The sequence below is a fragment of the Saccharopolyspora mangrovi genome (genome assembly GCF_035320975.1).
Classification (GTDB): Bacteria; Actinomycetota; Actinomycetes; order Mycobacteriales; family Pseudonocardiaceae; genus Saccharopolyspora; species Saccharopolyspora mangrovi.
Genome location: NZ_JAWLNX010000001.1, coordinates 351,950 through 377,783, shown reverse-complemented (window position 1 = coordinate 377,783; position 25,834 = coordinate 351,950). Strand labels below are relative to the sequence as shown.

The window sequence follows — 25,834 nt, the reverse complement described above, 5'->3', positions numbered from 1 at the left end:
TCTACTATTCGGGAAATCCATCCCGAGCGGCTGAGAGACCTGGCTTGTTGACGCCGCAGCAACCACCCATCGCGGGCAGGTGCTAACGCCAGGATCGATGGAGTAGCTGTGGATTCCAACGCGCGGTTAGCGAACCTGCCTGCCTCCGGCGATGTCCGGTTCGAGGTACGCCACATCAGGGAACTGCTCACGCAGCGGCGGGTCATCGACCACGGACGGCGCACGACCTGCGCCTGTCGTCGCGAGATGTGACCCGGCCTTCCCCTCTTCCATTCCCTTAGAAGTTCCCCATGGCCGCTGCCCGCGCGCGGGCGCGGTCGTCGCGAGCTGATGTGGAGCAGATCGTGATCTCAGTTGAGAACCTGACCAAGTCCTTCCAGCACAACGGCGGTTCCGTCCGCGCCCTCGACGGCGTGTCGATGGAGGTCAACGCCGGTTCGGTGTGCGGCGTGGTCGGCCCGAGCGGAGCGGGGAAGTCGACGCTGGCCCGGTGCATCGCCCTGCTGGAGAAGCCCGACGCCGGTGCCATCCGGGTCGACGGCACCGACCTGGTGTCGCTGGACGGGAAGGCGCTGCGCGCCGCGCGCAGGCAGATCGGCGTCGTCCCGCAGGGAGACTCGCTGCTGCGCCAGCGCACCGCCGCGGGCAACGTGGCGCTGCCGCTGGAGGCCGCCGGCATCGGTGGGCCGCAGCGCCGCAACCGCGTGGGCGAGCTGCTCGACCTGGTGGGCCTGACCGACAAGGCGTCGGTCTACCCCGACCAGCTCTCCGGTGGTCAGCGCCAGCGCATCGCGGTCGCCCGCGCGCTGGCCGCCAAGCCCTCGGTGCTGCTGGCCGACGAGCCGACCTCCGCGCTGGACCCGGCCACCACCGACTCGGTGCTGACCGTCCTGGACCGCGCGCGGGCCGAGCTCGGCGTCACCGTCCTGGTGGTCACCCACGACATGGCGGTGGTGCGCAAGATCGCCGACGACGTCGCGGTGCTCGAAGACGGCCAGGTCGTCGAGCACGGCAAGGTCCTGGACCTCGTCGCAGAACCCGGCAGCAGGATCAGCGGCACCCTGCTGCCCGAAACGGACCAGGCCGATCAGCTCCGCCCGACCTCGGGCCGCCACGACGTGGTCGCCGAGATCGTGCTGGTCGGCTTCGCCGCCGTGGGAGCGCTGCTCCCCGAGGCCTCCAACCGGTTCGCCGTCGATCTGGCGATCCTGGGCGGCGGCCTGACCCGCCTCGGCGACACCCCGGTCGCCAAGTTCAAGATCGGCCTGACCGGTGAGCGCTCCGAGGCGGCGCTGAAGTGGATGATCGAGCGGGACGCGCACGTCCGGCGCGCCCCGGTAAGCGTTGACGGAGTTGCTGCTGCGTGACTGATGTGACCCCCTGGTCGGAGGTCGGCGAACTACTGGGCGAGGCAACGCTTCAAACGCTTTACATGGTGCTGGTGGCGACAGTGCTGGCCGTGGTCGGCGGATTGCCGCTGGGAGTGCTGCTGCACTTGACCTCGCCGGTCGGGCTGAACCCGAAACCGGTGCTGTACAAGGTGCTCGGCGTGATCGTGGACGTGGTGCGCTCGGTGCCCTTCGTGGTGCTGCTGGTGGTGCTGGCATCGTTCACCCGGCTGCTGATCGGGACCTCGATCGGCAGCACGGCGGTGATCGTGCCGCTGACCATCGGCGCGATCCCGTTCTTCGCGCGGCTGACGCAGAACGCGCTGCGCGAGGTCGGGTTCACCGTCGTCGAGGCCGCGATCACGACCGGCTCCAGCAGGTTGCGGATCGTGTGGACGGTGCTGCTCGGGGAGGCCCGGGCGGCGCTGGTCGGAGCCGTCGGCGTCACCGCGGTGGCGCTGATCGGCTACGCCGCGATGGCCGGTGCCATCGGCGGCGGCGGTCTGGGCACCACCGCGATCCAGGACGGCTACCAGGGCTACGACGACCGGATCCTCTTCGGATCGGTCGTGGTGCTGGGCCTGCTGGCCTTCCTGATGCAGCTGATCACCGATCGCACCGCGAAGCTCGTCGATCGCCGGCGCACCGCCGCCGGCTGAAACCTCCCTCCTCGCAAGAGGAATCTCATCCCGCGCCCGTCTCACGAGGACGGTGCGCCACCCCTGCCTGCCTGAGAACAGGCTCGTTGAAAGGACGCACGACATGCGTTTGCGCTTCGCCGCACTGCTCGCTTCGGCCGGAGTGCTGCTGGCCGCCTGCGGTGGTGGATCGGCCGCCGAGGACCCCAACGCGCCGCTGAAGATCGGGGTCAGCCCGACGCCGCACGGCGAGATCCTGCAGTACGTCGACGACAACCTGGCCGAGCAGGCCGGGATCGACATCGAGATCGAGAAATTCGACGACTACAACCGGCCGAACGAGGCCGTCGCCAACGGCGAGCTGGACGCGAACTACTTCCAGCACGTGCCGTACCTGGAGGAGTACCGCAGCCAGCGCGGCGGCGAGTTCGCCTGGGTCGAGCCGGTGCACCTGGAGCCGCTGGCCGTCTACTCCAAGCAGGCCAAGACGCTGGCCGAGCTGCCGGCCGGTGCCGCGGTGACGCTGTCCAACGACCCGGCGAACCAGTTCCGCGGCCTGAAGCTGCTGGAGCAGGGCGGGCTGATCAAGCTCAAGCCGGAGGCGGCCGTGGGCACCCGGCTGGAGGCGGCCATCGCCGAGAACCCGAAGAACATCCAGCTCAAGGACCTGTCCCCGGACCAGCTGCCGCGCTCGGTCGACGACGCGGCCGCTGCGGTGGTCAACGGCAACTACGCGATCAAGGCGAAGCTGTCGAACCCGCTGCTGGTGGAGAACGCGCAGAACAACCCCTACGCCAACGGTCTGGTCACCAGCCCGGCCCTGGCCAAGGACCCGCGGGTGCTCAAGCTCGCGGAGCTCCTGCGCAGCCAGCAGGTCAAGGACTTCATCAACCAGAAGTGGGGCGGCGTCGCCGTCGTCCCGGCCTCCTGAGGCCCGAGTGCTGAACACGAATGCCGGGGCGGTCAAACGACCACCCCGGCATTCACCCATCCGAACACCGCCGTAATCAGGCACCGGATTACGGCGGTAATCGGGGTCCGGATTACGGCGGTAATCGGGGTCCTGAATACCGGCGTAATCCGGGTGTTGAGCACGGGAGTGATCGGGGGCCGGCCGGTGTGGGTTGCGGTGGTCGATCACCGGGGGATTTGTGGCCGGGGTGAGGCTGTGCGCAGGGAAGTGGGCGGTGAGGTTCTTCGGCCACGTAGGCTCTTGGTGTGCTCTCCGTGGTTCCTACACCGATCACCGTCCGAGTTCCGGCGAAGGTGAACCTCCACCTCTCGGTGGGTGACGCGCGCCCGGACGGCTACCACGAGCTGGTCACCGTCTTCCAGGCCCTGTCGCTGACCGACGACGTCACGGTGCTGGCGGCGGACGAGCCGGGCATCGAGGTCAAGGGCGAGGGAGCGGACTCGGTGCCCACCGGATCCGAGAACCTCGCCTGGAAAGCCGTGCGGCTGCTGGCCGAGCACTGCGGCCGCGACCCGGAGAACCCGGGGCTGCGTATCTCGATCAACAAGGGCATCCCGGTCGCCGGCGGCATGGCCGGCGGTAGCGCCGACGCCGCCGCCACGCTGCAGGCGGTCAACCACCTGTGGCGGCTGGAACTCGGCCGCGACGAGCTCAGCGAACTGGCCGCCAAGATCGGCAGCGACGTCCCGTTCTCGCTGCAGGGCGGCACCGCGCTGGGCACCGGTCGCGGTGAGCGGCTCGTCCCGGTGCTGGCCCGGCACACCTTCCACTGGGTCATCGCGCTGGACAAGGAGGGTCTGAGCACTCCCGGCGTCTACGGCGAGCTGGACCGGCTCCGCGCGGAGAACGGCAACGGCCGGATCGGTGAGGTGGAACCCCTGCTGGAGGCCCTGGCCTCCGGTGATCCCCGGCAGCTCGCGTTGCTGCTGGGCAACGACCTGCAGTCCGCGGCGGTCTCGCTGCGCCCTGGCCTGCGCCGCACGCTGCGCGCCGGTGTCCAGGCGGGCGCGCTCGCCGGGATCGTGTCGGGATCCGGCCCGACCTGCGCCTTCCTCTGCACCGACGCCGACGAGGCGGTCCGGGTCGCCGCGGAGCTCTCCGGCGCGGGCGTGTGCCGCACCGTCCGGGTCGCGCACGGTCCGGTGCCGGGGGCGAAGGTCGTCTCCGAGGAGCCGGCCAACCGCCCCACCCCGCCCCAAGTCCACGCGTGATGGAGTAGTCGAACCCTCGATGGTCAACCTGGTCAACCTGGAAACGGTCACCAAGTCCTACGGCGTGCGCCCGCTGCTCGACGGTGCGTCGCTCGGCGTGTCGGAAGGCGAGCGGATCGGTGTCGTCGGCCTCAACGGCGGCGGCAAGACGACGTTGCTGGAGGTCCTCGCCGGGATCGCCGAACCCGACGACGGCCGGGTCTCGCACTCCCGCGACCTGCGGATGGCCGTGGTCACCCAGCGCACCGAGCTGCCCGAGGAAGCCACCGTCCGCAACGCCGTCCTCGACCCGCACGGCTTCACCGCCGAGCACGAGTGGGCCGCCGACCCTCGGGTGCGCTCGGTGCTCGGCGGGCTGGGCATGACCCGCCTCGGCCTGGACACCCCGGTCAAGAACTTCTCCGGCGGGGAGCGCCGCCGCGTGGCGCTGGCCGCCGCGCTGGTGCGCGACCTCGACCTGCTGGTGCTCGACGAGCCCACCAACCACCTCGACGTCGAAGGCGTGCGCTGGCTGGCCGATCACCTGCTGGAGCGCAAGTGCGCGCTGGTGATCGTCACGCACGACCGCTGGTTCCTCGACACCGTGTGCAACCGCACCTGGGAGGTCGTGGACGGCAAGGTCGAGCAGTACGAGGGCGGCTACGCGGACTGGATCTTCGCCCGCGCCGAGCGCGCCCGCATCGCGCAGGCCACCGAGGAGCGGCGGCAGAACCTGGCCCGCAAGGAGCTCGCCTGGTTGCAGCGCGGCGCCAAGGCCCGCACCTCCAAACCGCGCTACCGGGTGGAGGCGGCCGAGGCGCTGATCTCCGACGTCCCGGAACCGCGCGACTCGGTCGAGCTGCTGGCCTTCGCCAAGCGCCGGCTGGGCAAGACCGTGCTGGAGCTGGAGGACGTCGACCTGCGGATCGGCGATCGGGCGCTGCTGGAGAACGTGACGTGGCGGATCGGCCCCGGCGACCGGATCGGTCTGGTCGGCGTCAACGGGTCCGGCAAGACGACGCTGCTCAAGTTGTTGGCGGGCGAGCGCGAGCCGGACGCGGGCAAGCGGATCGAGGGCAAGACGGTGCGCATGGCGCACCTGACCCAGGAGCTGCACGACCTGCCGGGCAACTGGCGGGTGCTGGAGGCGATCGAGAACGTCGCCAAGACGGTCACCCTCGGCAAGTACGAGCTGTCGGCTTCGCAGCTGGGGGAGCGGTTCGGGTTCGGCAAGGGACGGCAGTGGACGCCGGTCGGCGACCTCTCCGGTGGTGAGCGGCGCCGGTTGCAGCTGGCGCGGCTGCTGATGGCAGAGCCGAACGTGCTGATCCTCGACGAGCCGACCAACGACCTGGACATCGACACCCTGCAGCAGCTGGAGGACCTGCTCGACACCTGGCCGGGCACGATGATCGTGGTCTCGCACGACCGGTACCTGGTCGAGCGGGTCTGCGACAGCGTCCACGCGCTGTTCGGCGACGGCAAGCTCACCCACCTGCCCGGCGGGATCGACGAGTACCTGCAGCGGCGGCACTCGCTGCTGGCGGCGGAGAGCAGCGTCGGCAAGCAGGCGACCGACGCGCCCGAGTCGCGGGGGTTGTCGGGAGCCGAGGAGCACGCGGCCCGCAAGGAGCTGGCGCGCTTCGAGCGGCAGCTCGACAAGCTCGCCAAGCGCGAGTCGGACCTGCACGAGAAGTTGGCCGAGGCGGCCACCGAGCCCGAGCGGCTGGCGAAGCTCAACGCCGAGCTGCAGTCCCTCCAGCAGGAGAAGGACGATCTCGAAACCCGCTGGATGGAGCTCGCCGACCAGCTCGGGTAGTCCCCGGTCGAGCGTTGAGGCGTGCCCGGGGGTTTCAGGGATCGTAAGCTGCGTCACATGAGTCGGTTCGTGGAGACCTTGGTGGCGTCAGCTCGGCGGAACTCCGGGGAGGGCGCTCGCGGCCTCACCACCGGGGAACCCGAGGAGGCCCGGTTCCGGACTTGGGCGCAGGTGCACGCCGAGGCGCTGCGGATGGCCGGCGGGCTCGGCGATCAGCTCCGACCCGGTACCGCGGTCGCGATCCTGGCCGCCGATCCCGGCTTGATCGGGCCCGCGGTGCAGGCGGTGTGGCTCGGTGGCGGCAGCGTGACGATGCTGCACCAGCCGACTCCGCGCACCGATCTCGGCCACTGGGCCGAGGACACCCTCAAGGTGCTGAGGATGATCGGCGCGCGGCTGGTGCTGCTCGGCCCGCCGTTCGAGCAGCTCGGCGGGGTGCTGGAGGAGAACGGCATCGCCTACCGGGATCTCGCGGGGCTCGCGGCCACCGACGCCGAACCGCTGCCCGGTCCGGTCGAGGTCGGCGAGGACGAGACCGCGCTGCTGCAGCTGACCAGCGGGTCCACCGCGGATCCGAAGGCCGTCCGGATCACCCACCGCAACCTGAACGCGAACCTGCGGGCGATGGTGACCGCCGCCGAGCTCGACCCGGAGCGCGACGTGGCGGTGTCCTGGCTGCCGCTGTTCCACGACATGGGGATGGTCGGCTGCCTGACCGTGCCGATGGCCATCGGCATGTCCACGGTCAAGGTCACCCCGGCGGACTTCCTGGCCTCACCGCTGCTGTGGCCGAAGCTGATCAGCGAGCACCGGGCGACGGTCACCGCCGCGCCGAACTTCGCCTACGCGGTCGTCGGCCGCCGGATGGCGCGCACCGACGAGGAGTTCGACCTGTCCAGCCTGCGGTTCACGCTCAACGGCGCCGAACCGATCGACCCGGCCGCGGCGCAGGCGTTCACCGATGCCGGGGCGCGGTTCGGGCTTCGCCAGGACTGCATGGTGTGCGCGTTCGGCATGGCCGAGGCGACGCTCGCGGTGTCGTTCGCGCCGCTGCGCAGGGGAGTGGAGACCGATTCGGTCGACGCCGAGGCGCTGGAGAAGCGGCACGTCGCGGAGCCGGTCGATCCCGGCTCGTCGCAGGCCCGCCGGTTCGCGCTGCTGGGCCACCCGCTGCCGGGCCTGGAGGTCGACGTCGTCGACGACCAGGGCGAGGAGCTCGCGGACCGGCAGGTCGGGCGGCTGCGGATTCGCGGCGAGGCCGTGACCCCCGGCTACCTCACGGTGGACGGGCCGCAGGAGGTGCAGGACGCCGACGGCTGGCTCGACACCGGCGACGAGGGCTACCTGGCCGACGGGCAGGTGGTGATCTGCGGGCGCCGCAAGGACGTGATCATCATGGGTGGCCGCAACATCTACCCGGTCGACATCGAGCGCGCGGCCTGCGAGGTGCCCGGTGTGCGGCCGGGCAACGCGGCGGCGGTCCGGCTGGAGGCGGGCAGCCGGCGCGAGCGCTTCGCGGTCGTGCTGGAGTCCAAGCAGGCGGGTGTGGAGGACGCGGAGAAGGCGCTGCGCAAGGAGGTCGTCTCGCGCATCGTCGACGCCGTGGGCGTCCGGCCGACCGAGGTCGTGGTGCTGCCTCCGGGTGCGCTGCCGAAGACGCCTTCGGGCAAGCTCCGCCGAGCGGCGACCGCGGACCTCGTCCCGCCGCGCTAGCCACGTCGATCACGGGCAGTTCTGGCGAGAACCGTCCCCGGCCCGGGAGGCGCTGGCCGCAGTCAGTGGAACTCGTTCTGGGCCGCTTCGAGGCCCTTGGTGACCAGGGATTCCACCGCGTCGGCGCACTGGTCGACGAAGTAGGCGAGCTCCTTGCGCTCCACCGTCGAGAAGTCCTTGAGCACGTAGTCGGCGGGGTCCATCCGGCCGGGCGGGCGGCCGACGCCGAAGCGGACCCGCAGGTAGTCGCGGGTGCCGAGGGACTTGGAGATGGACCGCAGCCCGTTGTGGCCGTTCTCGCCACCGCCCTGCTTGAGCCGGATCGTGCCGTAGGGCAGGTCCAGCTCGTCGTGGATGACGATCAGCGACTCGGGCGCGGTCTTGAAGAACTTCACCGCCCCGGCGACCGGGCCGCCGGAGAGGTTCATGAACGAACGCGGCTTGACCAGCACAGATCGGGCACCGCCGAGGCGTCCTTCGAGGGCGTCGGCACCGGACTTGTGCGACTTGAACTTGCCGCCGATGCGCGCGGCGAGCTCGTCGGCGACGAGGAAGCCGATGTTGTGCCGGTTCCCCTCGTAGCGCGGACCGGGGTTGCCCAGTCCGGCGATCACAGAAACCGCGTCCGCAGTGGTCACGGAAGTAAGTCTCCCTCTGGCCGAGGCACGCCCCGCGCCGCCCCCCGGCTGGGCGGCGGCGCGGGTGCGCCCGACGTCGTCAGGCTCAGGCCTCTTCCGAAGCCTCTTCCTCGGCGGCCTCTTCGCCCTCGGAAGCCGACTCCTCCTCCATCGAGGCCGAGGCCTCGGAGATGTTGACGACCATGGTCTCCGGGTCGGACACCAGGGTCGTGCCCTTGGGCAGCTTCAGGTCGGAGGCGTGCAGCTGGGTGCCGATCTCGGCTCCCTCGATCGACAGCTCGATCTGCTCCGGGATGTGCAGGGCCTCGGCCTCGACCTCGACCTCGGTCAGCTCCTGGCTGACCAGGGCGCCGGAGGCGGCGTCACCGGTCACCACGACCGGGACGTTGACGGTGACCTTCTCGCCGCGCTTGACCAGCAGCAGGTCGACGTGCTCGATGTAGCCCTTGATCGGGTGGGCGGTGATGGTCTTGGTCAGCGCGAGCTCGTCGCCGGAACCCGCGACCTCCAGCGTCAGCACCGCGTTGTGGCCGTTCTCGCGAACGGCGCGGGCGAACTCGACGCTGGGCAGCGACAGGTGCTTCGGGTCAGCGCCGTGGCCGTAGAGGACCGCGGGGATCTTGCCGGCACGACGGGTGCGGCGGGCCGCTCCCTTGCCGAACTCGTTGCGCTGCTCGACTGCGATACGTACCTCGGACACGGTGGTGCACTCCTTGATGACGTCGGGCGGAACGTGAGTTGTTCGCTGGCCTGCGGCGGTGGGGCGCGCTTGCGGGAGTGATCGACGGGCGCCGGTGGAAAAGCGGCACCAGAGGAGTGCGCGACATCAGTGCGCCGGAGGAGAACTCGACCGACCATCACCGTGCCACCGCGCCGATCACGCCGGGCGGACGTCCCGACCTCGCCGAGGCAACCCGAACAGTCTAAACGGTGCTTGCATAGTCGTTTTCGCACGGGTGGATCCGCTCCCGATCGGTGACTCCGCTTACACCCGGCCGAGCGCGGAAATCCTTGAACGTTCACGAATGTTCAGCTGGGGAGAGACCTTCCCGACCGCTCAGGAGTGACTCCATGACCGCGACCCAGTCCGAGCTCGCGCTCGCCGCCGAGGCGCAGGACCTGCTGTTCCGCGAGGCCCGCACCGCCAACACCTTCAGCGACGAGCCGGTCACCGACGAACAGGTCCAGGCGATCTACGAGCTGATCAAGTGGGCGCCGACCTCGATGAACCAGCAGCCGCTGCGGATCGTGCTGCTGCGCTCGACCGAGGCCAAGCAGCGCCTGCTGCCGCACCTGATGGAGGGGAACCGGGCCAAGACCGAGCAGGCTCCGCTGGTCGCGATCCTGGCGGCCGACACCGAGTTCCACGAGAACCTGCCGAAGGTCTTCCCGCACAAGCCCGAGGCGAAGGACATCTTCGCCGACCCCGGTTTCCGGGAGCAGAACGCGAAGCTGAACGCGACGCTGCAGGCCGGCTACTTCTTCCTCGGCGTCCGCGCCGCCGGCCTGGCCGTCGGCCCGATGACCGGCCTCGACGCCGCCGGCATCAACGCCGAGTTCTTCCCCGAAGGAGACCAGCAGACGCTGGTCGTGGCCAACATCGGCAAGCCGGGCGAGAACCCCTGGATGGAACGCCTCCCGCGGCTGTCCTACGACGAGGTCGTCACCACCCTCTGACCTGTCCCCCGCGTCGACGCGATCTCAATGGAAATCGGTGTTGCGAGTTCCATTGAAATCGCGCGAGCGCCGCGGTGGCGGTGCCTCGGGACGACGAAACGGGCCCCGGTTCCAGCGAACCGGGGCCCGTTCTAGTACCTGGGACCGCTCGTCAGGCGCGGCCGTCGAAGAGGCTGGTGACCGAGCCGTCCTCGAAGACCTGGTGGATCGCCTCGGCGACCAGCGGGGCGATCGACAGGACCGTGAGGTTGTCGAACCGGCGCTCCTCCGGGATCGGGAGCGTGTTGGTCAGCACGACCTCCTTGGCGCCGCAGGACGACAGCCGCTCCACGGCCGGGCCCGAGAGCACGGCGTGGGTGGAGGCGATGATGACGTCGCTGGCACCGGCCGCGAGCAGCTGCTCGGTGGCCTTGGTGATCGTGCCGCCGGTGTCGATCATGTCGTCGACCAGCACGCACAGTCGGCCCTCGACGTCACCGACGACGCGGTTGGCGACCACCTGGTTGGGCTTGCTGGGGTCGCGGGTCTTGTGGATGAACGCCAGCGGCGTGCCACCCAGGTCGTCGGCCCACTTCTCAGCGACGCGCACTCGACCGGAGTCCGGGGACACCACGGTGATGTTCTGGTCGGAGTAGGTATCGCTGATGTAGCTGGCCAGCAGCTTCTGCGCCATCAGGTGGTCCACCGGACCGTCGAAGAAGCCCTGGATCTGGTCGGTGTGCAGGTCCACGACCATGATCCGGTCGGCGCCGGCGGTCTTGAACAGGTCCGCCATCAGCCGCGCCGAGATCGGCTCGCGGCCCTTGTGCTTCTTGTCCTGACGGGCGTAGCCGTAGAACGGGATGACCACGGTGATGCGCTTGGCGCTGGCGCGCTTGAGCGCGTCCACCATGATCAGCTGCTCCATGATCGCGTCATTGAGCGGCGTGCAGTGCGACTGGATCACGAAGGCGTCGCAGCCACGAACGGACTCGTCGTAGCGCACGAAGATCTCGCCGTTGGCGAACTGGTACGCGGCCTGGGGCGTGACCGTCACGTCGAGCTGCTTGGCCACCTCCTCGGCAAGTTCCGGGTGGCTGCGGCCGGAGAAGAGCTTCAGGCTCTTCTTCGGGGTCGCAGACATGGCACTCACGGTCATCGTCCCTCCCCGTTCGACGTCTCTGCGTCATCGGTCGGTTCATTGCCCAAAGCCCGCTGTGCGGCCTGGTCGGCGGCGGTGCCCGGGCGGCGCTTGGCCACCCAGCCATCGATGTTTCGTTGCCTCCCGCGGGCTACCGCCATCGCGCCCGGGGGGACATCCTGGGTGATCACCGAGCCGGCGGCGGTGTAGGCACCGTCACCGACCTCCACCGGTGCGACGAACATGTTGTCGGCGCCGGTCCGGGAGTGTGATCCGATCTTCGTGTGGTGCTTCTTCACACCGTCGTAGTTGACGAAGACGGTGGCGGCGCCGATGTTGGACTTCTCGCCGATCGTCGCGTCGCCCACGTAGCTCAGGTGCGGCACCTTGGTGCCGTCGCCGATCTCGGCGTTCTTGGTCTCGACGAAGGTGCCGATCTTGCCCTTCGCGCCCAGCGAGGTGCCGGGACGCAGGAAGGCGAAGGGGCCGACGCTGGCGTTCGGGCCGATCTCCGCGCCCTCGCCGTGGGTGCGCACCACCGACGCGCCGGGGTGGATCGTGCAGCTGGTCAGCGTGGTGTCCGGGCCGACGGTGGCGCCCTCGCCGACGGTGGTGCCCGCGCGCAGCTGCACGCCCGGCTCCAGCGTCACGTCGCGGGCCAGCGTCACGTCGCAGTCCAGCCACACCGTGGAGGGGTCGATGACGGTGACGCCCTCGCGCATCCAGCGGGTGACTAGCCGGCGGTTGAGCTCGGCGCCGAGCCGGGACAGCTGCACCCGGTCGTTGACGCCCTCGACCAGCCACGGGTCCGAGCAGATCAGGGTGCCGACGCTGCGCCCGTCGCCGCGCGCGATGGACAGCACGTCGGTCAGGTAGAGCTCGCCCTGGGCGTTGTCGGTGGACAGCCGCTTGAGCGCGCCGGTGAGCACCTCGGCGTCGAAGGCGTAGACCCCGGAGTTGATCTCGGTGATCGCCGCCTGCTCGGGCGTGGCGTCCTTCTGCTCGACGATGCCGGTGACCTGGCCGTCGGCGTCGCGGGTGATCCGGCCGTAGCCGGTCGGGTCGTCGACGACCGCGGTGAGCACGGTGACGGCGTTGCCGGAACCGGCGTGCTCGTCGAGCATCGCGCGCAGCGTCTCGGCGTCGAGCAGCGGCACGTCGCCGTAGCTGACCAGCACCGTTCCGGTGAGCCCGTCGGGCAGCTCGGACAAGCCGCAGGACACGGCGTGGCCGGTGCCCAGCTGCTCCTCCTGGACGGCGGTGGTGACCGGGCGGTCGAGCGAATCGGAGACCGAGCTCAGGTGCTCGGCGACGGCCTCGCGGCCGTGCCCGAGCACGACGACGAGCTGGTCCGGATCGACTCCGGCGGCGGCGCGGACGGCGTGTTCGACGAGGGGGCGCCCGGCCAGCCGGTGCAGCACCTTCGGTGTCGCCGATCGCATCCTGGTGCCCTCTCCGGCCGCCAGCACCACGGTGCTGACCGGTTCCGGGTGCGCAGCAGCGCGCTGAGAGGAGGGCTGGGCGTTGTCGCCCTGGAGCATCAGCGCTCTCCCTTGATCTCTAGAAGCGGCCTGCCGAGGTGTGCTCTCGGCGCCGACCGACGTGCCTGTTGCGTCCAAGCGGGTGAAGGGTAACCGGACCGGTCGCCACCGACCTCCGGCGCCCCTGCCCTTCCGGCGGCAGCTGCGATGGTACCGCCGTTCGGCCGGACGGTGGCGGAGGAAAGGGCCCCCTAGCTGGGGCAATGTGATCTTCGCCAGCGCCGCTGCCCGGTCGTCTCAGCGCGCGTCCGGCGGGATCCAGACAGCTTGATCGATCTCGGAAGGCCGCTCGACCGGGGGAAGCTCGGCGGGGTCGTTGACTCCGGAGAGTGCGGTGACGCGGTTCCCGCCGTTGCGCTTCGCCTGGTACATCGCGGCATCCGCGCGGGCCAGGACCTGCGCGGCGGACTCCTGCGGGCGCATCGCGACCACGCCGATCGACAACGTCACACCCCGGGACAGCTCCGGCGGCAGGCCGTCGATGGCCTCCACCGTCCGGTGGAGCGCCTGCTCGGCCGCGGTCAGCGTGGCGCCCGGCAGCAGGACCACGAACTCGTCACCGCCGTACCGGGCGACGAAATCGTCCGTTCGCAGCGTGTCGCGCAGGTTGCGCGCGACCGTGCGCAGCACGTCGTCGCCCTCGGCGTGCGAGCAGCGGTCGTTGACGCCCTTGAAGCCGTCCAGGTCGACCAGCGCGACCGCCAGCGGCTGCACTTCCGGGGCGCCGAGCAGGGTTTCCAGCCGGTCGTCGAGCGCGCGCCGGTTGGACAGCCCGGTCAGCGGGTCCTCGCGGGCCTGCCGGGTGATGGCGTCGTGCTTGTGGCTCAGCCGCGAGTTCTCCAAGCGAGTGGCCAAAGTGGACACCCGGACCTCGCGCATCGCCCACAGCTCGGTCTCCAGCTCCAGCGCGTAGTCGCGCAGCGCGTCCCGCGGCCGGTCCGGGGCCAGCTCGGTGATCAGCGCGAACTCCCGGGCCAGCGAGATCCGCAGGGTCGGCTCGGAGGAGTCGTGGTTGAGGCTGGTCAGGGTCTCCGACAGCACCCGGACCGCGTCGTCGCGGTGATCACCGCGCACCAGGCAGCGGGACAGCGCGATCGCCATGATGATCTGCTCGCGCGGGTGCATCGAGCGGTCGAGGTGGCGCATCTCCTCGAGCCGCGTGATGTGGTCGGCCGACGGTGAGGCCAGCGCGTGCGCGGCGCCCAGCACCGGCATCTGCTCGGCGGCGGTGCGGTTGGACACGCGCGGGAACAGCGACTCCCGCCACGGGCCCTCGACGGCCACGGCCAGCGCGGAGGCGGTGGAGAACTGGCTGGCGGCCTCGTCCTGCAGCCCGACGCGTTCCAGCCGCAGGCCCCAGCCCAGCTGCATCCGGCAGCGGTTGATCATGTGCACGGCGATCTCGTGCGGGCCGCCGCTCTCGCGGATGCGCTGGTGGGCTCGCGCCATCACCTCGTCGGCCATCTCGTAGATGCCCAGCTGGGTCAGCACCAGGCCGATGTCGATCAGGGAGGTCGCCAGCAGCCGTTCCCAGGAGCGGCGGCCGAGCGTGCGGTCGGGGGCCAGCTCCTCGTCGAGCATCGCCAGGCCGTGCGCGACCTCGGTCAGCGCGTTGTCCTCGGCGCCGACCAGCAGCGCCCGGCGGCCGCGCAGCGCGTGCGCGTCGGCCTGCAGCACTTCGAGCCCGTGGCGCTTGGTGTGGCTGAGCAGCTCGTCCAGCAGTTCGTCCGCGCTGTCGACCAGTTCGGCGGTGGTCAGGCGCATGGCGGCGCAGTGCCGGAGGAGCTGGGCGACGATGCGCGGTTCACCCCGGCGCTGGGCCTCGGCGAGCAGGTTGTCGGCCTCGCGGATCGTGCTGGACTGGCCGGCCGGGTCGCTGTGCTGGCCGACTGCGTTGAGTTCGCGGGCGCGACCGACCAGCCACGCGTCGGACACCTCGCCCAGCGTGGTCACCGGATCTTCGCGCACGGCGGCAGTGTCGTCGCGCAGCGGCGCACACCCCCTGTTCACCATGTCCCCCGGGCGGCCCGGGCGGTGCGCGTCGCCGCGCACCGCGTCGGGCCCGGGGGAGCTGTTCGCTCCGCCGCCAGGATTCGAACCTGGACCATCGGAACCAAAATCCGAGGTGCTGCCTTTACACCACGGCGGATCGGGCGCATCGGGCCCCCGGAACCGGGCGTTGCGCACCGGCGCCGTTGAGTGAGCTTACCGGTCGGTGACAACGCCGGGTGGAACCGTGCCGAGATCGTCACGCGGCCAGCGGATTCGGGGCGTCGGCGGGGGTTCTGGGAGGGACGCGGGCGGCAGGGCGGGGCGAGCGGTTGCCGGTGTTGCGGACGGGGTGTCGCGGGTAACCGGGGGCTGAGGCTGGGAAGCCCGCACGGCTGGTTCTGGGCAGGCACACCGTGGGGACGGAGATCAACTCCGTCCGGTTGCACCGCGAGGTGCCAACGATCGGGTGAACCCAAAACCCGAAGACGCGCCCGGAATGCAGCGACACGCCGCTTTTTTCTTCTGGGGGGTGACGATTTAGCATCGAAGAACCTACGCTAGCGTAAGTTACGGTCCCGTAGGGTGGAGGTGTTGCGGGACCCGAGACCACCCGGTGCTGACAACCGTTTTCCACCTCCCCAACGCCATTCGAGGTATTGAGCATGACCGCAGCAACCGAGCGCGTCGCCGCTCCGGGCGTCGGCGCTGAAACCGGGCCGAAGCCTCTGACCACTGGGCCGCAGACGGCCGGACGGTCGTCCTTGGTGTACGCATTCCTCCTGATCCCGATGGCCGCGCTGGTGGCCTCCGTCCCCGTCTTGTGGGGCTGGGGCATCGGCCCGGTGGACATCGCCCTGGCCGTGGCGTTCTGGCTGATCAGCGGCCTGGGCGTGACCGTCGGCTTCCACCGGTACTTCACGCACGGGTCCTTCAAGGCCAACCGCGGCGTCAAGATCGCGCTGGCCATCGCGGGGATGATGTCGGTCCAGGGTCCGGTGATCACCTGGGTCGCCGACCACCGGCGGCACCACGCGTTCTCCGACCGCGAGGGCGACCCGCACTCGCCGTGGCTGTTCGGCACCTCCGCCGTGGCCCTGACCAAGGGCTTCTGGCACTCGCACATGGGCTGGATGTTCAGCCGCGAGATGACCAACGAGGACCGGTTCGCCCCGGACCTGCTCAAGGACCGCGACATCGTCTGGGCCAACAAGCTGTTCCCGGTGTGGACGGCGGCCAGCCTCCTGCTGCCGGGGCTGCTCGGTGGCCTCCTCACCTGGTCGTGGTGGGGCGCGCTCACCGGGTTCTTCTGGGCCGGGCTCGTCCGCGTGTCGTTCCTGCACCACATCACGTGGTCGGTGAACTCGATCTGCCACATGATCGGTGAGCGGCCGTTCAAGAGCCGCGACAAGGCGGCGAACTTCTGGCCGCTGGCGATCCTGTCCTTCGGCGAGTCTTGGCACAACTCGCACCACGCCGACCCGACCTGCGCTCGGCACGGCGTGCTGCGCGGCCAGCTGGACATCTCGGCGCGGACGATCTGGATCTTCGAGAAGCTCGGCTGGGCGTGGAAGGTGCGCTGGCCCAACGAGAAGCGCCTCGCGCGCATCGCGGTCACCGACTACAAGGGCTGACCGCTCCGAACCGAGGTGCCCGCGCGGGGATCGCCGCGCGGGCACCTCTTCGTCTCGGGCCTCCACTTCGGGTGCAGGTCCCTCACCTAGGGTGGGTCGAGTGGCAGGACGGAGACGCGGGCGGAACGCGCCCGAACCGGCGGCGCCGACGCGGGCTCCGGCTCGGACGCCGCGCGCGCGGATGACCGGCAAGGAACGACGGCAGCAACTGCTGGACGTGGCTCGCGCGCTGTTCGCGGAGAAGGGCTTCGACGGCACCTCCATCGAGGAGATCGCCCACCGCGCCGGGGTCTCCAAGCCGGTGGTCTACGAGCACTTCGGCGGCAAGGAAGGCGTGTACGCGGTCGTGGTCGACCGCGAGATGCGCGACCTGCTCGACCTGATCGTCTCCGCGCTGGACGCCGGGCACCCCAAGGTGCTGCTGGAGCAGGCCGCGCACGCGCTGGTCGACTACATCGACGAGAACACCGACGGCTTCCGCGTCCTGGTCCGCGACTCGCCGGTGGCCAGCAGCAGCGGCACGTTCTCCAGCCTGCTCAACGACATCGCCAGCCAGGTCGAGCACATCCTCGGCCTGCAGTTCAGCGCCCGCGGCTACGACGCGAAGCTCGCGCCGCTGTACAGCCAGGCACTGGTGGGCATGGTGGCGCTGACCGGCCAGTGGTGGCTGGAAGCGCGCAAGCCCAAGAAGGAAGAGGTCGCCGCGCACCTGGTCAACCTCGCCTGGAACGGCCTGTCCGGGCTGGAGCACAAGCCCAAGCCCACCACCAGGTGACCTCCGGTTCCGCTGCCCGCGCGGTTCAGAGCGTGATGCGGAGCAGCTCGTCGTCGGTGCCGTTCGACGTGGTCACGTAGAGGGCGCCGTCCGGTCCCTGGCGGGCCGCTCGCAGCCGGCCGCGGGTGTCGTCGAGCTCTGCCGGGATGGTCGGGGGAGCGAGGGTGCCGTCGGGGTTGGCGCTGAAGAGCAGGAGCTTGCTGCCCTTCAGGGCGGGCACGGCCAGCGTTCCGTCCAGCTCGCCCCACTGGGGTCCGGTGAGGAACTCCGCGGCGCAGACGGCCTCCGTGGACGGGCCCGAGGACCACGCGGCCGGGACGGCGTCGGGGAAGCGCTGGAGGTCGGTCATCGGGACCGACTCGTCGTACTCGTCGGTGGTGCCGCCCCGGGAGGGGTCCCAGCCGTAGTTGCCGCCGGGCCGCAGGACGTTGACCTCGTCGTCGACGTCGGGGCCGTGCTCGGCGAGGAACACCCGGCCGTCGGGGTTGAGGGCCACGCCCTGCGGGTTGCGGTGGCCGAAGCTGAACACCAGCCGCTCGCGCGGATCGGGCGATCCGATGAACGGGTTGTCCGGCAGCGGGTCGCCGGTGTCGACGTCCATCCGCAGGATCTTGCCGCCGAGCGAGGTGCGGTCCTGCGCGATCGCGGGCTGCGCGGTGTCGCCCGTGCTGACCAGCAGCGATCCGTCGGCGCCGAGCTCCGGGCGGCAACCGGAGTGCCGGCCTGAGGAGTTGATCGGCAGGCCGGTGAGCAGGTCGCCCACGCGGTCCGCGCGGGAGCCGTCCTCGGCCAGCCGCCAGGTCACCAGCCGGACGTCGACCGGGCTTCCGCCCTCCTGGTGGGTCTGGCAGGTGATGAACGAGCGGTTGTTCGCGAAGTCCGGGTGCACGAGCAGCCCCATCAGCCCGCCCTCGCCTTCGGCGTGCACCGAGGCCAGATCGGCTTGCACCTCGCGGGTCTGACCGCCGGTGACCAGCGTGAACCTGCCGGGCCGCTGGCTGATCAAGGAGCTGCCGTCGGGCAGGAACCCGACGTCCCACGCGTGTTCGAGCCCGGAGGCGACCGTCTCGACCTTCAGCTGCGGAGGGGCGGCGGTGGCGGGCGAGGGCGGGGCCGTCGCGCACCCGGTGGCGACCAGGGACAGGACCAGTGCGGCTGTTCTGATGCCCGACATGGCACCCAGTGTGGCACCGATCACGCCCTCTCCCACGGGGCGTCGTGTTTCCGTCATACCGGCGTCGTAGTGTGGATTCGACGCCTCTCCCGGCGCGTTCCCCCGGGGCAGAGGTGTGTCCGCATTCGCTTTCCCGCTGCGAGGTTGCTCCATGAGCCAGGCCGGTCCCCTGCGCGGACTGCTCGACAACGTGCTGCGCGATCCCGCGCTGCGGCGCCTGATCGACGCTGCGGACAGCCCCCGCCTGGTCGTGGAGGGCCCGGCCGCGGCGCGCCCGCTGGCCGCCGCCGCGCTCGCCGCGGGCGCCGACCGCCCGGTGCTGCTGGTCACCGCCACCGGCCGGGAAGCCGAGGAGGCCGCCGCCGCGACCGCCGACCTGCTCGGCCCGGACGGCGTCGAGGTCTTCCCGTCCTGGGAGACGCTGCCGCACGAGCGCCTGTCGCCGCGCGCCGACACCGTCGGCCGCAGGCTGTCGGTGCTGCGCAGGCTCGCCCACCCCGACGAGCACCCGAGCGGGCAGATCCGGGTGCTGGTCACCACGGTCCGCAGCCTCATCCAGCCGATCGCCCCCGGCCTCGGCGAGCTCCGCCCGGTGCGGTTGTCGGTGGGCGACGAGGTCGACTTCCAGGAGACCGTCGAGCACCTGGCCGGGTTGGCCTACGAGCGGGTCGACATGGTGGAGAAGCGCGGCGAGTTCGCCGTGCGCGGCGGCATCGTCGACGTCTTCCCGCCCACCGAGGAGCACCCGCTGCGGGTGGAGTTCTGGGGCGACGAGGTCACCGAGATCCGCCCGTTCTCGGTCGCCGACCAGCGCTCGCTGCCGGAGGCCACCGACACCGACCTGACCGCGCCGGCCTGCCGCGAACTGCTGATCACCGAGCAGGTCGCCGAGCGCGCGAGCAAGCTCGCCGAGCAGCACCAGGCCGACTCGCACCTGGCGGAGATGCTGGACAAGATCGCCGGTGGCGCGCCGGTGGAGGGCATGGAGGCCCTCATCCCGGCGCTGTGCGAGGGCGAGATGCAGCTACTCAGCGACCTCGTCCCGGACGGGACGCACGTGATCCCGGCGGATCCGGAGAAGATCCACGCCCGCGCCGCCGACCTGGTGCGCACCGGCCAGGAGTTCCTCGAAGCGTCCTGGATGGTCGCCGCCGACGGCGGCAAGGCCCCGATCGACCTGGGCGCCTCGGCGTACCGCAGCCTCGCCGAGGTCGCCGAGCACACCCGCGCCGTCGGCCTGCCCTGGTGGCCGCTGACCCAGCTGACCAGCGAGGAGGGCGAGGACGAGGAGGTCGTCCGGCTGACCCTCAAGCAGCCCGAGGCCTACCGGGGCGAGATCGAGCGCGCCTACGCCGACCTGCGCGCACACACCGCCTCGGGCGGTGCGGCGGTGCTGGTGGTGGCCGGTGCCGGTACCGCGCAGCGCGCCGTGCAGCAGCTGCGCGAAGCCGAACTGCCGGCCTCGCTGGCCGAGGACGGTCTCGCCGAGGAACCCGCGACCGGTGTGGTCACGGTCGTGCGCGGCGGTCTCGAGGACGGCTTCGCCGCACCGGAGATCGCGTTGGTCGTGCTCACCGAAGCCGATCTGACCGGCGGCAGGCACGGCACGTCCACCAAGGACATGCGCCGGATGCCCTCGCGGCGCCGCAACGCCGTGGACCCGCTGGCGCTCAAGACCGGCGACTTCGTGGTGCACGACCAGCACGGCATCGGCAAGTACGTCGAGATGGTGCAGCGCACCGTCGGTGGCGCCACCCGCGAGTACCTGGTGCTGGAGTACGCCTCCAGCAAGCGCGGCCAGCCCGGAGACCGGCTGTTCGTGCCGACCGACCAGCTCGACGAGATCACCCGCTACGTGGGTGGCGAGACGCCGACGCTGAACAGGCTCGGCGGCTCGGACTGGAAGAACACCAAGGCCAAGGCGCGCAAGGCGGTCAAGGAGATCGCCGCCGAGCTCGTGCAGCTCTACGCCGCCCGCCAGTCCTCGCCCGGCCACGCCTTCGGCGGCGACACGCCGTGGCAGCGCGAGCTGGAGGACGCCTTCCCCTACACCGAGACCGGTGACCAGCTCGCCGCGATCGACGAGGTCAAGTCCGACATGCAGCGCTCGGTGCCGATGGACCGGGTGATCTGCGGCGACGTCGGCTACGGCAAGACCGAGATCGCGGTGCGCGCGGCGTTCAAGGCCGTGCAGGACGGCAAGCAGGTCGCCGTGCTGGTGCCCACCACGCTGCTCGCGCAGCAGCACCTCAACACCTTCGCCGACCGGATGCGCTCGTTCCCGGTGACCGTCAAGGGCCTGTCCCGGTTCACCGACCCGATGGAGTCCGAGCAGACGATCAAGGGCTTGGCCGACGGCGAGGTCGACATCGTCATCGGCACGCACCGGCTGCTGCAGACCGGGCTCCGCTACAAGGACCTCGGCCTGGTGATCGTCGACGAGGAGCAGCGCTTCGGCGTCGAGCACAAGGAGCACATCAAGGCGCTGCGCACGCACGTCGACGTGCTGACCATGTCGGCCACGCCGATCCCGCGCACGCTGGAGATGAGCATGGCCGGCATCCGCGAGATGTCGACCATCCTGACCCCGCCGGAGGAGCGGCACCCGGTGCTGACCTACGTCGGCGCCTACGACCCGAAGCAGGTGGGCGCGGCGATCCGGCGCGAGCTGCTGCGCGACGGCCAGGTGTTCTTCGTGCACAACCGGGTCAGCGACATCGAGAAGGCGGCCCGCCAGCTGCGCGAGCTTGTCCCGGAGGCGCGGATCGTCACCGCGCACGGGCAGATGAACGAGGAGCGGCTGGAGAAGATCATCCAGGGCTTCTGGGAGCGCGAGCACGACGTGCTGGTGTGCACCACGATCGTCGAGACCGGCCTGGACATCTCCAACGCCAACACGCTGATCGTGGACCGCTCGGACATGCTCGGCCTCGCCCAGCTCCACCAGCTGCGCGGGCGCGTCGGCCGGGCGCGGGAGCGCGGCTACGCGTACTTCCTGTACCCGCCGGAGAAGCCGCTGACCGACACCGCGCACGACCGGCTGGCCACCATCGCGCAGAACTCCGAGCTGGGCGCCGGCATGGCGGTGGCGATGAAGGACCTGGAGATCCGGGGCGCGGGCAACATCCTCGGCGCCGAGCAGTCCGGGCACATCGCCGGTGTCGGCTTCGACCTGTACGTGCGGCTGGTGGGGGAGGCCGTCGACGCGTTCCGCAAGCACGCCGGCGCCGAGCCCGCCGAGGGCGAGGAGGAGCTCACCGACGTGCGGGTGGACCTGCCGATCGACGCGCACATCCCGCACGACTACGTGCCCGGCGAGCGGCTGCGCCTGGAGGCCTACCGGAAGCTGGCCGCCGCGGCCGACCCCGACGACCTGGAGGCGGTGCGCGCCGAGCTCACCGACCGCTACGGGCCGCTGCCGGAGCCGGTGGAGCGGCTGCTCAAGGTCGCCCGGTTCCGCCAGGTGTGCCGCGAGCACGGGGTCCGCGAGGTGACGCTGCAGGGGAGCTCGCTGCGCTTCGCCCCGCTGGAGCTCCCGGACTCCAAGCAGGTCCGGCTCAAGCGCCTGCACCCGAAGGCCGTCTACAAGCCGGCGCTGCGCACGGTCTCCCTGCCGCGCCCCACCGAGGGTGCTGCGGGTGGCCGCATGGGCGCGCCCCAGCTCCGCGACGAGGCGCTGCTCGAGTGGTGCGCCACCTTCCTCGAAACCCTCACCGCCAACCCGGTCCCGGCCTGACCGGCTGGCGAGATGTCGACTTCGGACAGTGTTGTCCCTTCATCTGAGGGTGACTTCGTGAGAAGGTGCCCGCGTGACGATCTCGCTGCGCCGTGGCCGCTTGTTCGCGTCTCTCGCCGTCGCCGGTGTGCTGTTGTCGGGTTGTGGATCCGGGCCTAGCCAGGTCGGGGCCGCTGCGATCGTGGGGGACCAGCGGATCCCGGTGTCCGAGGTGCAGTCCTGGTTCTCCGAGGTGCTGGCCAAGGAGCCGGAGCTGAAACCGCAGCTGCGGCAGCAGGGCCAGTACGACGAGCTCGGGCGGACGCTGGCCGGTCAGCTGGTGCGCGCGGAGCTCGTCGAGCAGGCCGCGCGGGAGAACGGGCTCACCGCCTCCGAGCAGCAGATCAACGACATGATCAACCAGTGGGGCGGTCCGCAGGCCACCGAGGGCAAGATCTTCACGCCGGAGAACCTGCACGAGATGGCGCGCACCGAGGTGCTGGTGACCGAGCTGGGCCGCCGCTACTTCGACGGGCTGGCGGTCACCTTCGACTTCACCCAGGCCACCACCCGCGCGGAGGCCGACCGCAAGGCCCACCAAATGGCGCAGGGCGATGCGGCCGTGCGCGACCTGATCGCGGCCGACGCCAAGGCGGGCGTCCCGGCCGCCGCGGGTCAGCAGCTGCGCGCGGTGGACAGCCCGAAGCTCGCCGCTTCGACGCCGCTGTTCAGCGCCGAGCCGGGCACGGTCCTGGCCTTCGAGCCGGAACCGAACTCCGGTCAGTGGCTGGTCGCGCTCGTCCGCGAGCGCCGCGCCGCGCCCACGCCGAACCCGGCCGGGGGAGCGGACGACCAGACCTTGCAGGGCGTCGGCAGCTTCCTGCTGGGCGCCACCGCCGACCGCGTCGGCGTCACGCTCAGCCCGCGCTACGGCGTCTGGGACCCCATCGGGCTGCAGGCAGCGCCGAACGAGGACGAGACCACGGGCTTCCGCATCGAGCCGCACTCGCGGGGCGCCTGACCGCGTTGCGGGAGTGTCAGTTGACACTCCTGGGGTGTGGGGTACGTCGCTGAACCTCGGTGGTTCCCGGTTGGGACAATCGAGGTATGAGCGAGCTCCGGGTGGCCGAAGGCACTGCGATCGTCCTGGTCGACGACAGGCTCGGCGAGGCGCTTCCCGCTGCCGCGTTGCCTCTGGTCCGCAAGGCTGAGGCGGTCTACGCGGACGCCGGTCTGTCGACCGCGGCCAAGGCCGCGCTGGAGGTTCCGGAGGCGCCGGAGGACCTCCTCGTGCGGGCCACGACCGCGCCGATCGTGCTGATCACGGGCGAGGTCCACGCCACCGCCGAGAGGCTGCGCGCCGCCGGGGCCGTGGTCGTCGGGGCGCCCGCGCCCGCCGGTGTCGAGCTGCTGGACGCGGTCACCGTGATGGACCGGCTGCGCTCACCCGGCGGTTGCCCGTGGGACGCCGAGCAGGATCACGAATCGCTGCGCCAGTACCTCGTCGAGGAGACCTACGAGCTGCTCGACGCGATCGCCGAGAAGGACCGGGAGGCGCTGCGCGAGGAGCTCGGCGACGTGCTGCTGCAGGTCCTGTTCCACGCCCGCGTCGCCGCCGAGGACCCGGACGACCCGTTCGGCATCGACGCCGTCGCGGCGGGCCTGGTCAGCAAGCTCGTCAGCAGGCACCCGCACGTCTTCGCCGACGACACCACCGTGCTCGACACCGAGTCGCAGCACGCGCGCTGGGAAGAGCTCAAGCAGCAGGAGAAGCAGCGCGAGTCCATCGTGGACGGTGTCGCGCTCGGTCAGCCCGCGGTGGCGCTGGCCGCCAAGCTCACCCAGCGGGCCGCTCGCGCCGGGATCCCGCTGGAGGCCATGCCGTCCGGCTCGGACACCGGTTCCGCGCTGTTCGCGCTCGCCGCCGAGGGCAAGCTCGGGGGGGTCGACCCGGAGGACGCGCTGCGCGGCGTGGCCCTGGAGTTCGCCGCGCGGGTCCGCGCCGCCGAGCACCGCGCCCGCGAAGCCGGGAACACCGAGCTCACCTCCGACGACTGGCGCGAGCTGCTCAGCGACCCGGCGCGGTCCGATGCGTGACCGCCGACTGCTGGCGCTGCCGCTGCTGTTAGCCCTCGCCGCCTGTTCGCCGCAGCCCACGACGACCTTCGAACTCCCGTCCGCGTCGGCTCCGCCCGACCCGGGCATCGACCCGCCGCCGGTCGAGCTGCTCGCCGAAGGCGCCCGGTCGCCGGAACGGCCGCAGGCGCAGCTGACCGACTGGTCGGAGCGGATGTCCGACCGGCTCAACATCCCGCGCGCGGCGCTGCAGGCCTACGGCTACGCGCAGCTGACGATGGACGCCGGTGCCGCCGGGTGCGGGTTGAGCTGGACGGTGCTGGCGGGCATCGGCGCGGTGGAGTCCAGCCACGGCAGGCACGGCGGTTCCCGGCTCGACGAGACCGGCAGGCCCAACCCGCGGATCATCGGCCTGCCGCTGGACGGCAGCGCCGGGGTCAAGCAGATCCACGACACCGACGGCGGGGCCCTCGACGGCGACCCGGTGTGGGACCGGGCGGTCGGGCCGCTGCAGTTCATCCCCTCCACCTGGCGCAAGTACCAGTCCGACGCCGACGGCGACGGCGTCGCCGATCCGCAGGACCTCGACGACGCCGCGCTGACCGCCGGGCGCTACCTGTGCGCGGTCGGGCACGACATGCGCGACGGCGACCGGTTCTGGGCTGCGCTGCTGGACTACAACCAGTCCCGCAGCTACGGCCAGGAGGTCCTCGACTACGCCGACCACTACGGCAGGACGAGCCGGTCACTACCCGCCGAAGGGTGACCCCGGAGGGTGCTCGGTGCGCTGAAGTGCTGGAACCTGGGGCCTACCTGCAAGTAGCCTGTGCGGGTGATCAGGACCTCGCCAACGGTGCTCGCGGCCCTCGGACGCCTCGCGCTGGCCGCATCCCTGCTGGCAGCGATGGTCGTCGGCGTCGCCCTGGTCAACGTCCTCGGCACCCCGCCGAAGGCCCCGGTGGCCGCGCCGCCGAGGCCCGAGGACCCCAAGCCCGCGCAGGTCGCGCCCGGCTCGATCGCACCGCCGGTGCAGGTCCCGCAGGTGGAGGTCCAGCCGCAGCCGCAGCCCGGGGTGGACCCGGTGCGCGAGTGGGCCAACCAGGTCTCGGCGGTCGTCGACCTGCCCGCCCGCGCCGTCGTCTCCTACGTCAACGCCGACCTGGTGATGCGGCAGCACCAGCCCGGCTGCCGGATCTCCTGGACCACGCTGGCCGGCATCGGCCGCATCGAGTCCAACCACGGCCGCTTCGGCAACCGGCAGCTGCGCGAGGACGCCCGCCCGTCGGTGCCGATCATCGGCATCAAGCTCGACGGTGGCCCGAACGTCCGGCTGATCCCGGACAGCGACGGGGGAGCCCTCGACGGCGACGTCGAGCACGACCGCGCGGTGGGGCCGATGCAGTTCATCCCGACGACCTGGCGGAAGTGGGCCACCGACGGCAGCGGTGACGGCCGCGGCGACCCGCAGAACCTCGACGACGCCGCCATCGCCGCCGCCCGCTACCTGTGCGCGAACGGCCGCGACATGTCCACCGGCTCGGGCTGGTGGCAGGGCGTCATGTCCTACAACAACTCCGTCGAGTACGCCCAGAAGGTCTTCGGCCTCGCCGAGACCTACGCATCAGCGGGCAACCCCCGCCGCTGACCTGCCCGAACCGCGCTCAACCCGGACCCGGCCACCGCAACCGGACCGTTCCACCGCCCCCACGGGGACGACTGCCGGAGTCTTCAACGTTCCGATTACCGCAGTATTCGGTCTCCCGATTACGGCGGT

The 25,834-nt window shown here is 71.1% G+C and carries 21 protein-coding genes, 1 tRNA gene and 1 riboswitch; of the genes, 15 read left to right on the top strand and 7 right to left on the bottom strand.

Annotation, left to right across the window (positions count from 1 at the left end):
- The first annotated feature begins 14 nt into the window (after nt 1-14).
- A riboswitch (SAM riboswitch) is annotated at nt 15-104 on the top strand.
- A 4-nt stretch (nt 105-108) separates the two neighbouring features.
- From R4I43_RS01870 to R4I43_RS01840, 7 genes are all read left to right on the top strand, one after another.
- Complete coding sequence (locus R4I43_RS01870; RefSeq protein WP_324263709.1) at nt 109-252, top strand: hypothetical protein; 144 nt, start codon at nt 109-111, stop codon at nt 250-252.
- Nucleotides 253-344: 92 nt separating this feature from the next.
- Nucleotides 345-1,367, top strand: a complete 1,023-nt coding sequence (locus R4I43_RS01865; RefSeq protein ID WP_324263708.1) for a methionine ABC transporter ATP-binding protein — start codon at nt 345-347, stop codon at nt 1,365-1,367.
- Complete coding sequence (locus tag R4I43_RS01860) at nt 1,364-2,047, top strand: methionine ABC transporter permease (RefSeq protein ID WP_324263707.1); 684 nt, start codon at nt 1,364-1,366, stop codon at nt 2,045-2,047. The genes R4I43_RS01865 and R4I43_RS01860 overlap by 4 nt, the downstream gene beginning before the upstream one ends.
- A 103-nt stretch (nt 2,048-2,150) precedes the next feature.
- Entirely contained in the window at nt 2,151-2,957 is an 807-nt protein-coding gene (locus R4I43_RS01855; protein WP_324263706.1) for a MetQ/NlpA family ABC transporter substrate-binding protein, read from the top strand.
- A gap of 296 nt (nt 2,958-3,253) precedes the next feature.
- Nucleotides 3,254-4,210 (top strand): 4-(cytidine 5'-diphospho)-2-C-methyl-D-erythritol kinase, encoded by a 957-nt coding sequence (locus R4I43_RS01850; protein ID WP_324263861.1) that lies wholly within the window; start codon nt 3,254-3,256, stop codon nt 4,208-4,210.
- A gap of 19 nt (nt 4,211-4,229) precedes the next feature.
- Nucleotides 4,230-6,008, top strand: a complete 1,779-nt coding sequence (locus tag R4I43_RS01845; RefSeq protein WP_324263705.1) for an ABC-F family ATP-binding cassette domain-containing protein — start codon at nt 4,230-4,232, stop codon at nt 6,006-6,008.
- Nucleotides 6,009-6,065: 57 nt separating this feature from the next.
- Nucleotides 6,066-7,721, top strand: a complete 1,656-nt coding sequence (locus R4I43_RS01840; RefSeq protein WP_324263704.1) for a fatty acyl-AMP ligase — start codon at nt 6,066-6,068, stop codon at nt 7,719-7,721.
- 62 nt (nt 7,722-7,783) lie between these two features.
- On the opposite strand, the gene pth is transcribed toward R4I43_RS01840, so the two are convergent.
- Nucleotides 7,784-8,359: an aminoacyl-tRNA hydrolase gene (pth, locus tag R4I43_RS01835; protein WP_324263703.1), complete on the bottom strand. Its 576-nt coding sequence runs from the start codon at nt 8,357-8,359 to the stop codon at nt 7,784-7,786.
- An 85-nt stretch (nt 8,360-8,444) separates the two neighbouring features.
- Entirely contained in the window at nt 8,445-9,059 is a 615-nt protein-coding gene (locus R4I43_RS01830; protein ID WP_324263702.1) for a 50S ribosomal protein L25/general stress protein Ctc, read from the bottom strand.
- A 371-nt stretch (nt 9,060-9,430) separates the two neighbouring features.
- Here R4I43_RS01830 and R4I43_RS01825 point away from each other — a divergent pair, with 371 nt between their 5' ends.
- Complete coding sequence (locus R4I43_RS01825) at nt 9,431-10,036, top strand: malonic semialdehyde reductase (protein ID WP_324263701.1); 606 nt, start codon at nt 9,431-9,433, stop codon at nt 10,034-10,036.
- 151 nt (nt 10,037-10,187) lie between these two features.
- Here the strand turns inward: R4I43_RS01825 and R4I43_RS01820 are convergent, their stop codons facing one another.
- The 4 genes from R4I43_RS01820 to R4I43_RS01805 all read right to left on the bottom strand — a co-directional run bounded on the left by R4I43_RS01820 (nt 10,188) and on the right by R4I43_RS01805 (nt 14,846).
- Nucleotides 10,188-11,159 carry a ribose-phosphate diphosphokinase gene (locus tag R4I43_RS01820; protein ID WP_324263700.1) on the bottom strand — a complete coding sequence of 324 codons (972 nt, stop codon included), beginning with the start codon at nt 11,157-11,159 and terminating at the stop codon, nt 10,188-10,190.
- Nucleotides 11,160-11,170: 11 nt separating this feature from the next.
- Complete coding sequence (gene glmU / locus R4I43_RS01815) at nt 11,171-12,697, bottom strand: bifunctional UDP-N-acetylglucosamine diphosphorylase/glucosamine-1-phosphate N-acetyltransferase GlmU (protein WP_324263699.1); 1,527 nt, start codon at nt 12,695-12,697, stop codon at nt 11,171-11,173.
- A 237-nt stretch (nt 12,698-12,934) separates the two neighbouring features.
- Entirely contained in the window at nt 12,935-14,710 is a 1,776-nt protein-coding gene (locus R4I43_RS01810) for a GGDEF domain-containing protein (RefSeq protein WP_407691177.1), read from the bottom strand.
- 65 nt (nt 14,711-14,775) lie between these two features.
- A tRNA-Gln gene (locus tag R4I43_RS01805) sits at nt 14,776-14,846 on the bottom strand.
- Nucleotides 14,847-15,351: 505 nt separating this feature from the next.
- Between R4I43_RS01805 and R4I43_RS01800 the strand changes: the two genes are divergently transcribed.
- Nucleotides 15,352-16,320 (top strand): acyl-CoA desaturase, encoded by a 969-nt coding sequence (locus tag R4I43_RS01800; protein WP_324263697.1) that lies wholly within the window; start codon nt 15,352-15,354, stop codon nt 16,318-16,320.
- Between the two features lie 181 nt (nt 16,321-16,501).
- Nucleotides 16,502-17,095, top strand: a complete 594-nt coding sequence (locus R4I43_RS01795) for a TetR/AcrR family transcriptional regulator (RefSeq protein ID WP_324263860.1) — start codon at nt 16,502-16,504, stop codon at nt 17,093-17,095.
- A 25-nt stretch (nt 17,096-17,120) separates the two neighbouring features.
- Here the strand turns inward: R4I43_RS01795 and R4I43_RS01790 are convergent, their stop codons facing one another.
- The gene (locus R4I43_RS01790; RefSeq protein ID WP_324263696.1) at nt 17,121-18,269 is read right to left on the bottom strand and encodes a PQQ-dependent sugar dehydrogenase; all 1,149 of its coding nucleotides are present in this window, start codon (nt 18,267-18,269) and stop codon (nt 17,121-17,123) included.
- Between the two features lie 151 nt (nt 18,270-18,420).
- On the opposite strand from R4I43_RS01790, the gene mfd reads away from it, so the two are divergent.
- The 5 genes from mfd to R4I43_RS01765 all read left to right on the top strand — a co-directional run bounded on the left by mfd (nt 18,421) and on the right by R4I43_RS01765 (nt 25,705).
- Nucleotides 18,421-22,005: a transcription-repair coupling factor gene (gene mfd / locus R4I43_RS01785; RefSeq protein WP_324263695.1), complete on the top strand. Its 3,585-nt coding sequence runs from the start codon at nt 18,421-18,423 to the stop codon at nt 22,003-22,005.
- 73 nt (nt 22,006-22,078) lie between these two features.
- Entirely contained in the window at nt 22,079-23,005 is a 927-nt protein-coding gene (locus tag R4I43_RS01780; protein WP_324263694.1) for a SurA N-terminal domain-containing protein, read from the top strand.
- A gap of 86 nt (nt 23,006-23,091) precedes the next feature.
- Nucleotides 23,092-24,081: a MazG family protein gene (locus tag R4I43_RS01775; protein ID WP_324263693.1), complete on the top strand. Its 990-nt coding sequence runs from the start codon at nt 23,092-23,094 to the stop codon at nt 24,079-24,081.
- The gene (locus tag R4I43_RS01770) at nt 24,074-24,826 is read left to right on the top strand and encodes a lytic transglycosylase domain-containing protein (RefSeq protein ID WP_324263692.1); all 753 of its coding nucleotides are present in this window, start codon (nt 24,074-24,076) and stop codon (nt 24,824-24,826) included. The genes R4I43_RS01775 and R4I43_RS01770 overlap by 8 nt, the downstream gene beginning before the upstream one ends.
- 66 nt (nt 24,827-24,892) lie before the next feature.
- The gene (locus R4I43_RS01765; RefSeq protein ID WP_324263691.1) at nt 24,893-25,705 is read left to right on the top strand and encodes a lytic transglycosylase domain-containing protein; all 813 of its coding nucleotides are present in this window, start codon (nt 24,893-24,895) and stop codon (nt 25,703-25,705) included.
- Nucleotides 25,706-25,834: the final 129 nt, after the last annotated feature.

Bases quoted from the DNA above. Each gene is read 5' to 3' on its own strand.
- R4I43_RS01820 (WP_324263700.1), bottom strand. From the start codon at position 11,159: ATGTCTGCGACCCCGAAGAAGAGCCTGAAGCTCTTCTCCGGCCGCAGC.
- R4I43_RS01790 (WP_324263696.1), bottom strand. From the start codon at position 18,269: ATGTCGGGCATCAGAACAGCCGCACTGGTCCTGTCCCTGGTCGCCACC.
- R4I43_RS01775 (WP_324263693.1), top strand. From the start codon at position 23,092: ATGAGCGAGCTCCGGGTGGCCGAAGGCACTGCGATCGTCCTGGTCGAC.
- R4I43_RS01825 (WP_324263701.1), top strand. From the start codon at position 9,431: ATGACCGCGACCCAGTCCGAGCTCGCGCTCGCCGCCGAGGCGCAGGAC.
- R4I43_RS01770 (WP_324263692.1), top strand. From the start codon at position 24,074: ATGCGTGACCGCCGACTGCTGGCGCTGCCGCTGCTGTTAGCCCTCGCC.
- R4I43_RS01845 (WP_324263705.1), top strand. From the start codon at position 4,230: ATGGTCAACCTGGTCAACCTGGAAACGGTCACCAAGTCCTACGGCGTG.
- glmU (WP_324263699.1), bottom strand. From the start codon at position 12,697: ATGCTCCAGGGCGACAACGCCCAGCCCTCCTCTCAGCGCGCTGCTGCG.
- R4I43_RS01800 (WP_324263697.1), top strand. From the start codon at position 15,352: ATGACCGCAGCAACCGAGCGCGTCGCCGCTCCGGGCGTCGGCGCTGAA.
- R4I43_RS01795 (WP_324263860.1), top strand. From the start codon at position 16,502: ATGACCGGCAAGGAACGACGGCAGCAACTGCTGGACGTGGCTCGCGCG.
- mfd (WP_324263695.1), top strand. From the start codon at position 18,421: ATGAGCCAGGCCGGTCCCCTGCGCGGACTGCTCGACAACGTGCTGCGC.
- R4I43_RS01810 (WP_407691177.1), bottom strand. From the start codon at position 14,710: ATGGTGAACAGGGGGTGTGCGCCGCTGCGCGACGACACTGCCGCCGTG.
- R4I43_RS01855 (WP_324263706.1), top strand. From the start codon at position 2,151: ATGCGTTTGCGCTTCGCCGCACTGCTCGCTTCGGCCGGAGTGCTGCTG.
- R4I43_RS01840 (WP_324263704.1), top strand. From the start codon at position 6,066: ATGAGTCGGTTCGTGGAGACCTTGGTGGCGTCAGCTCGGCGGAACTCC.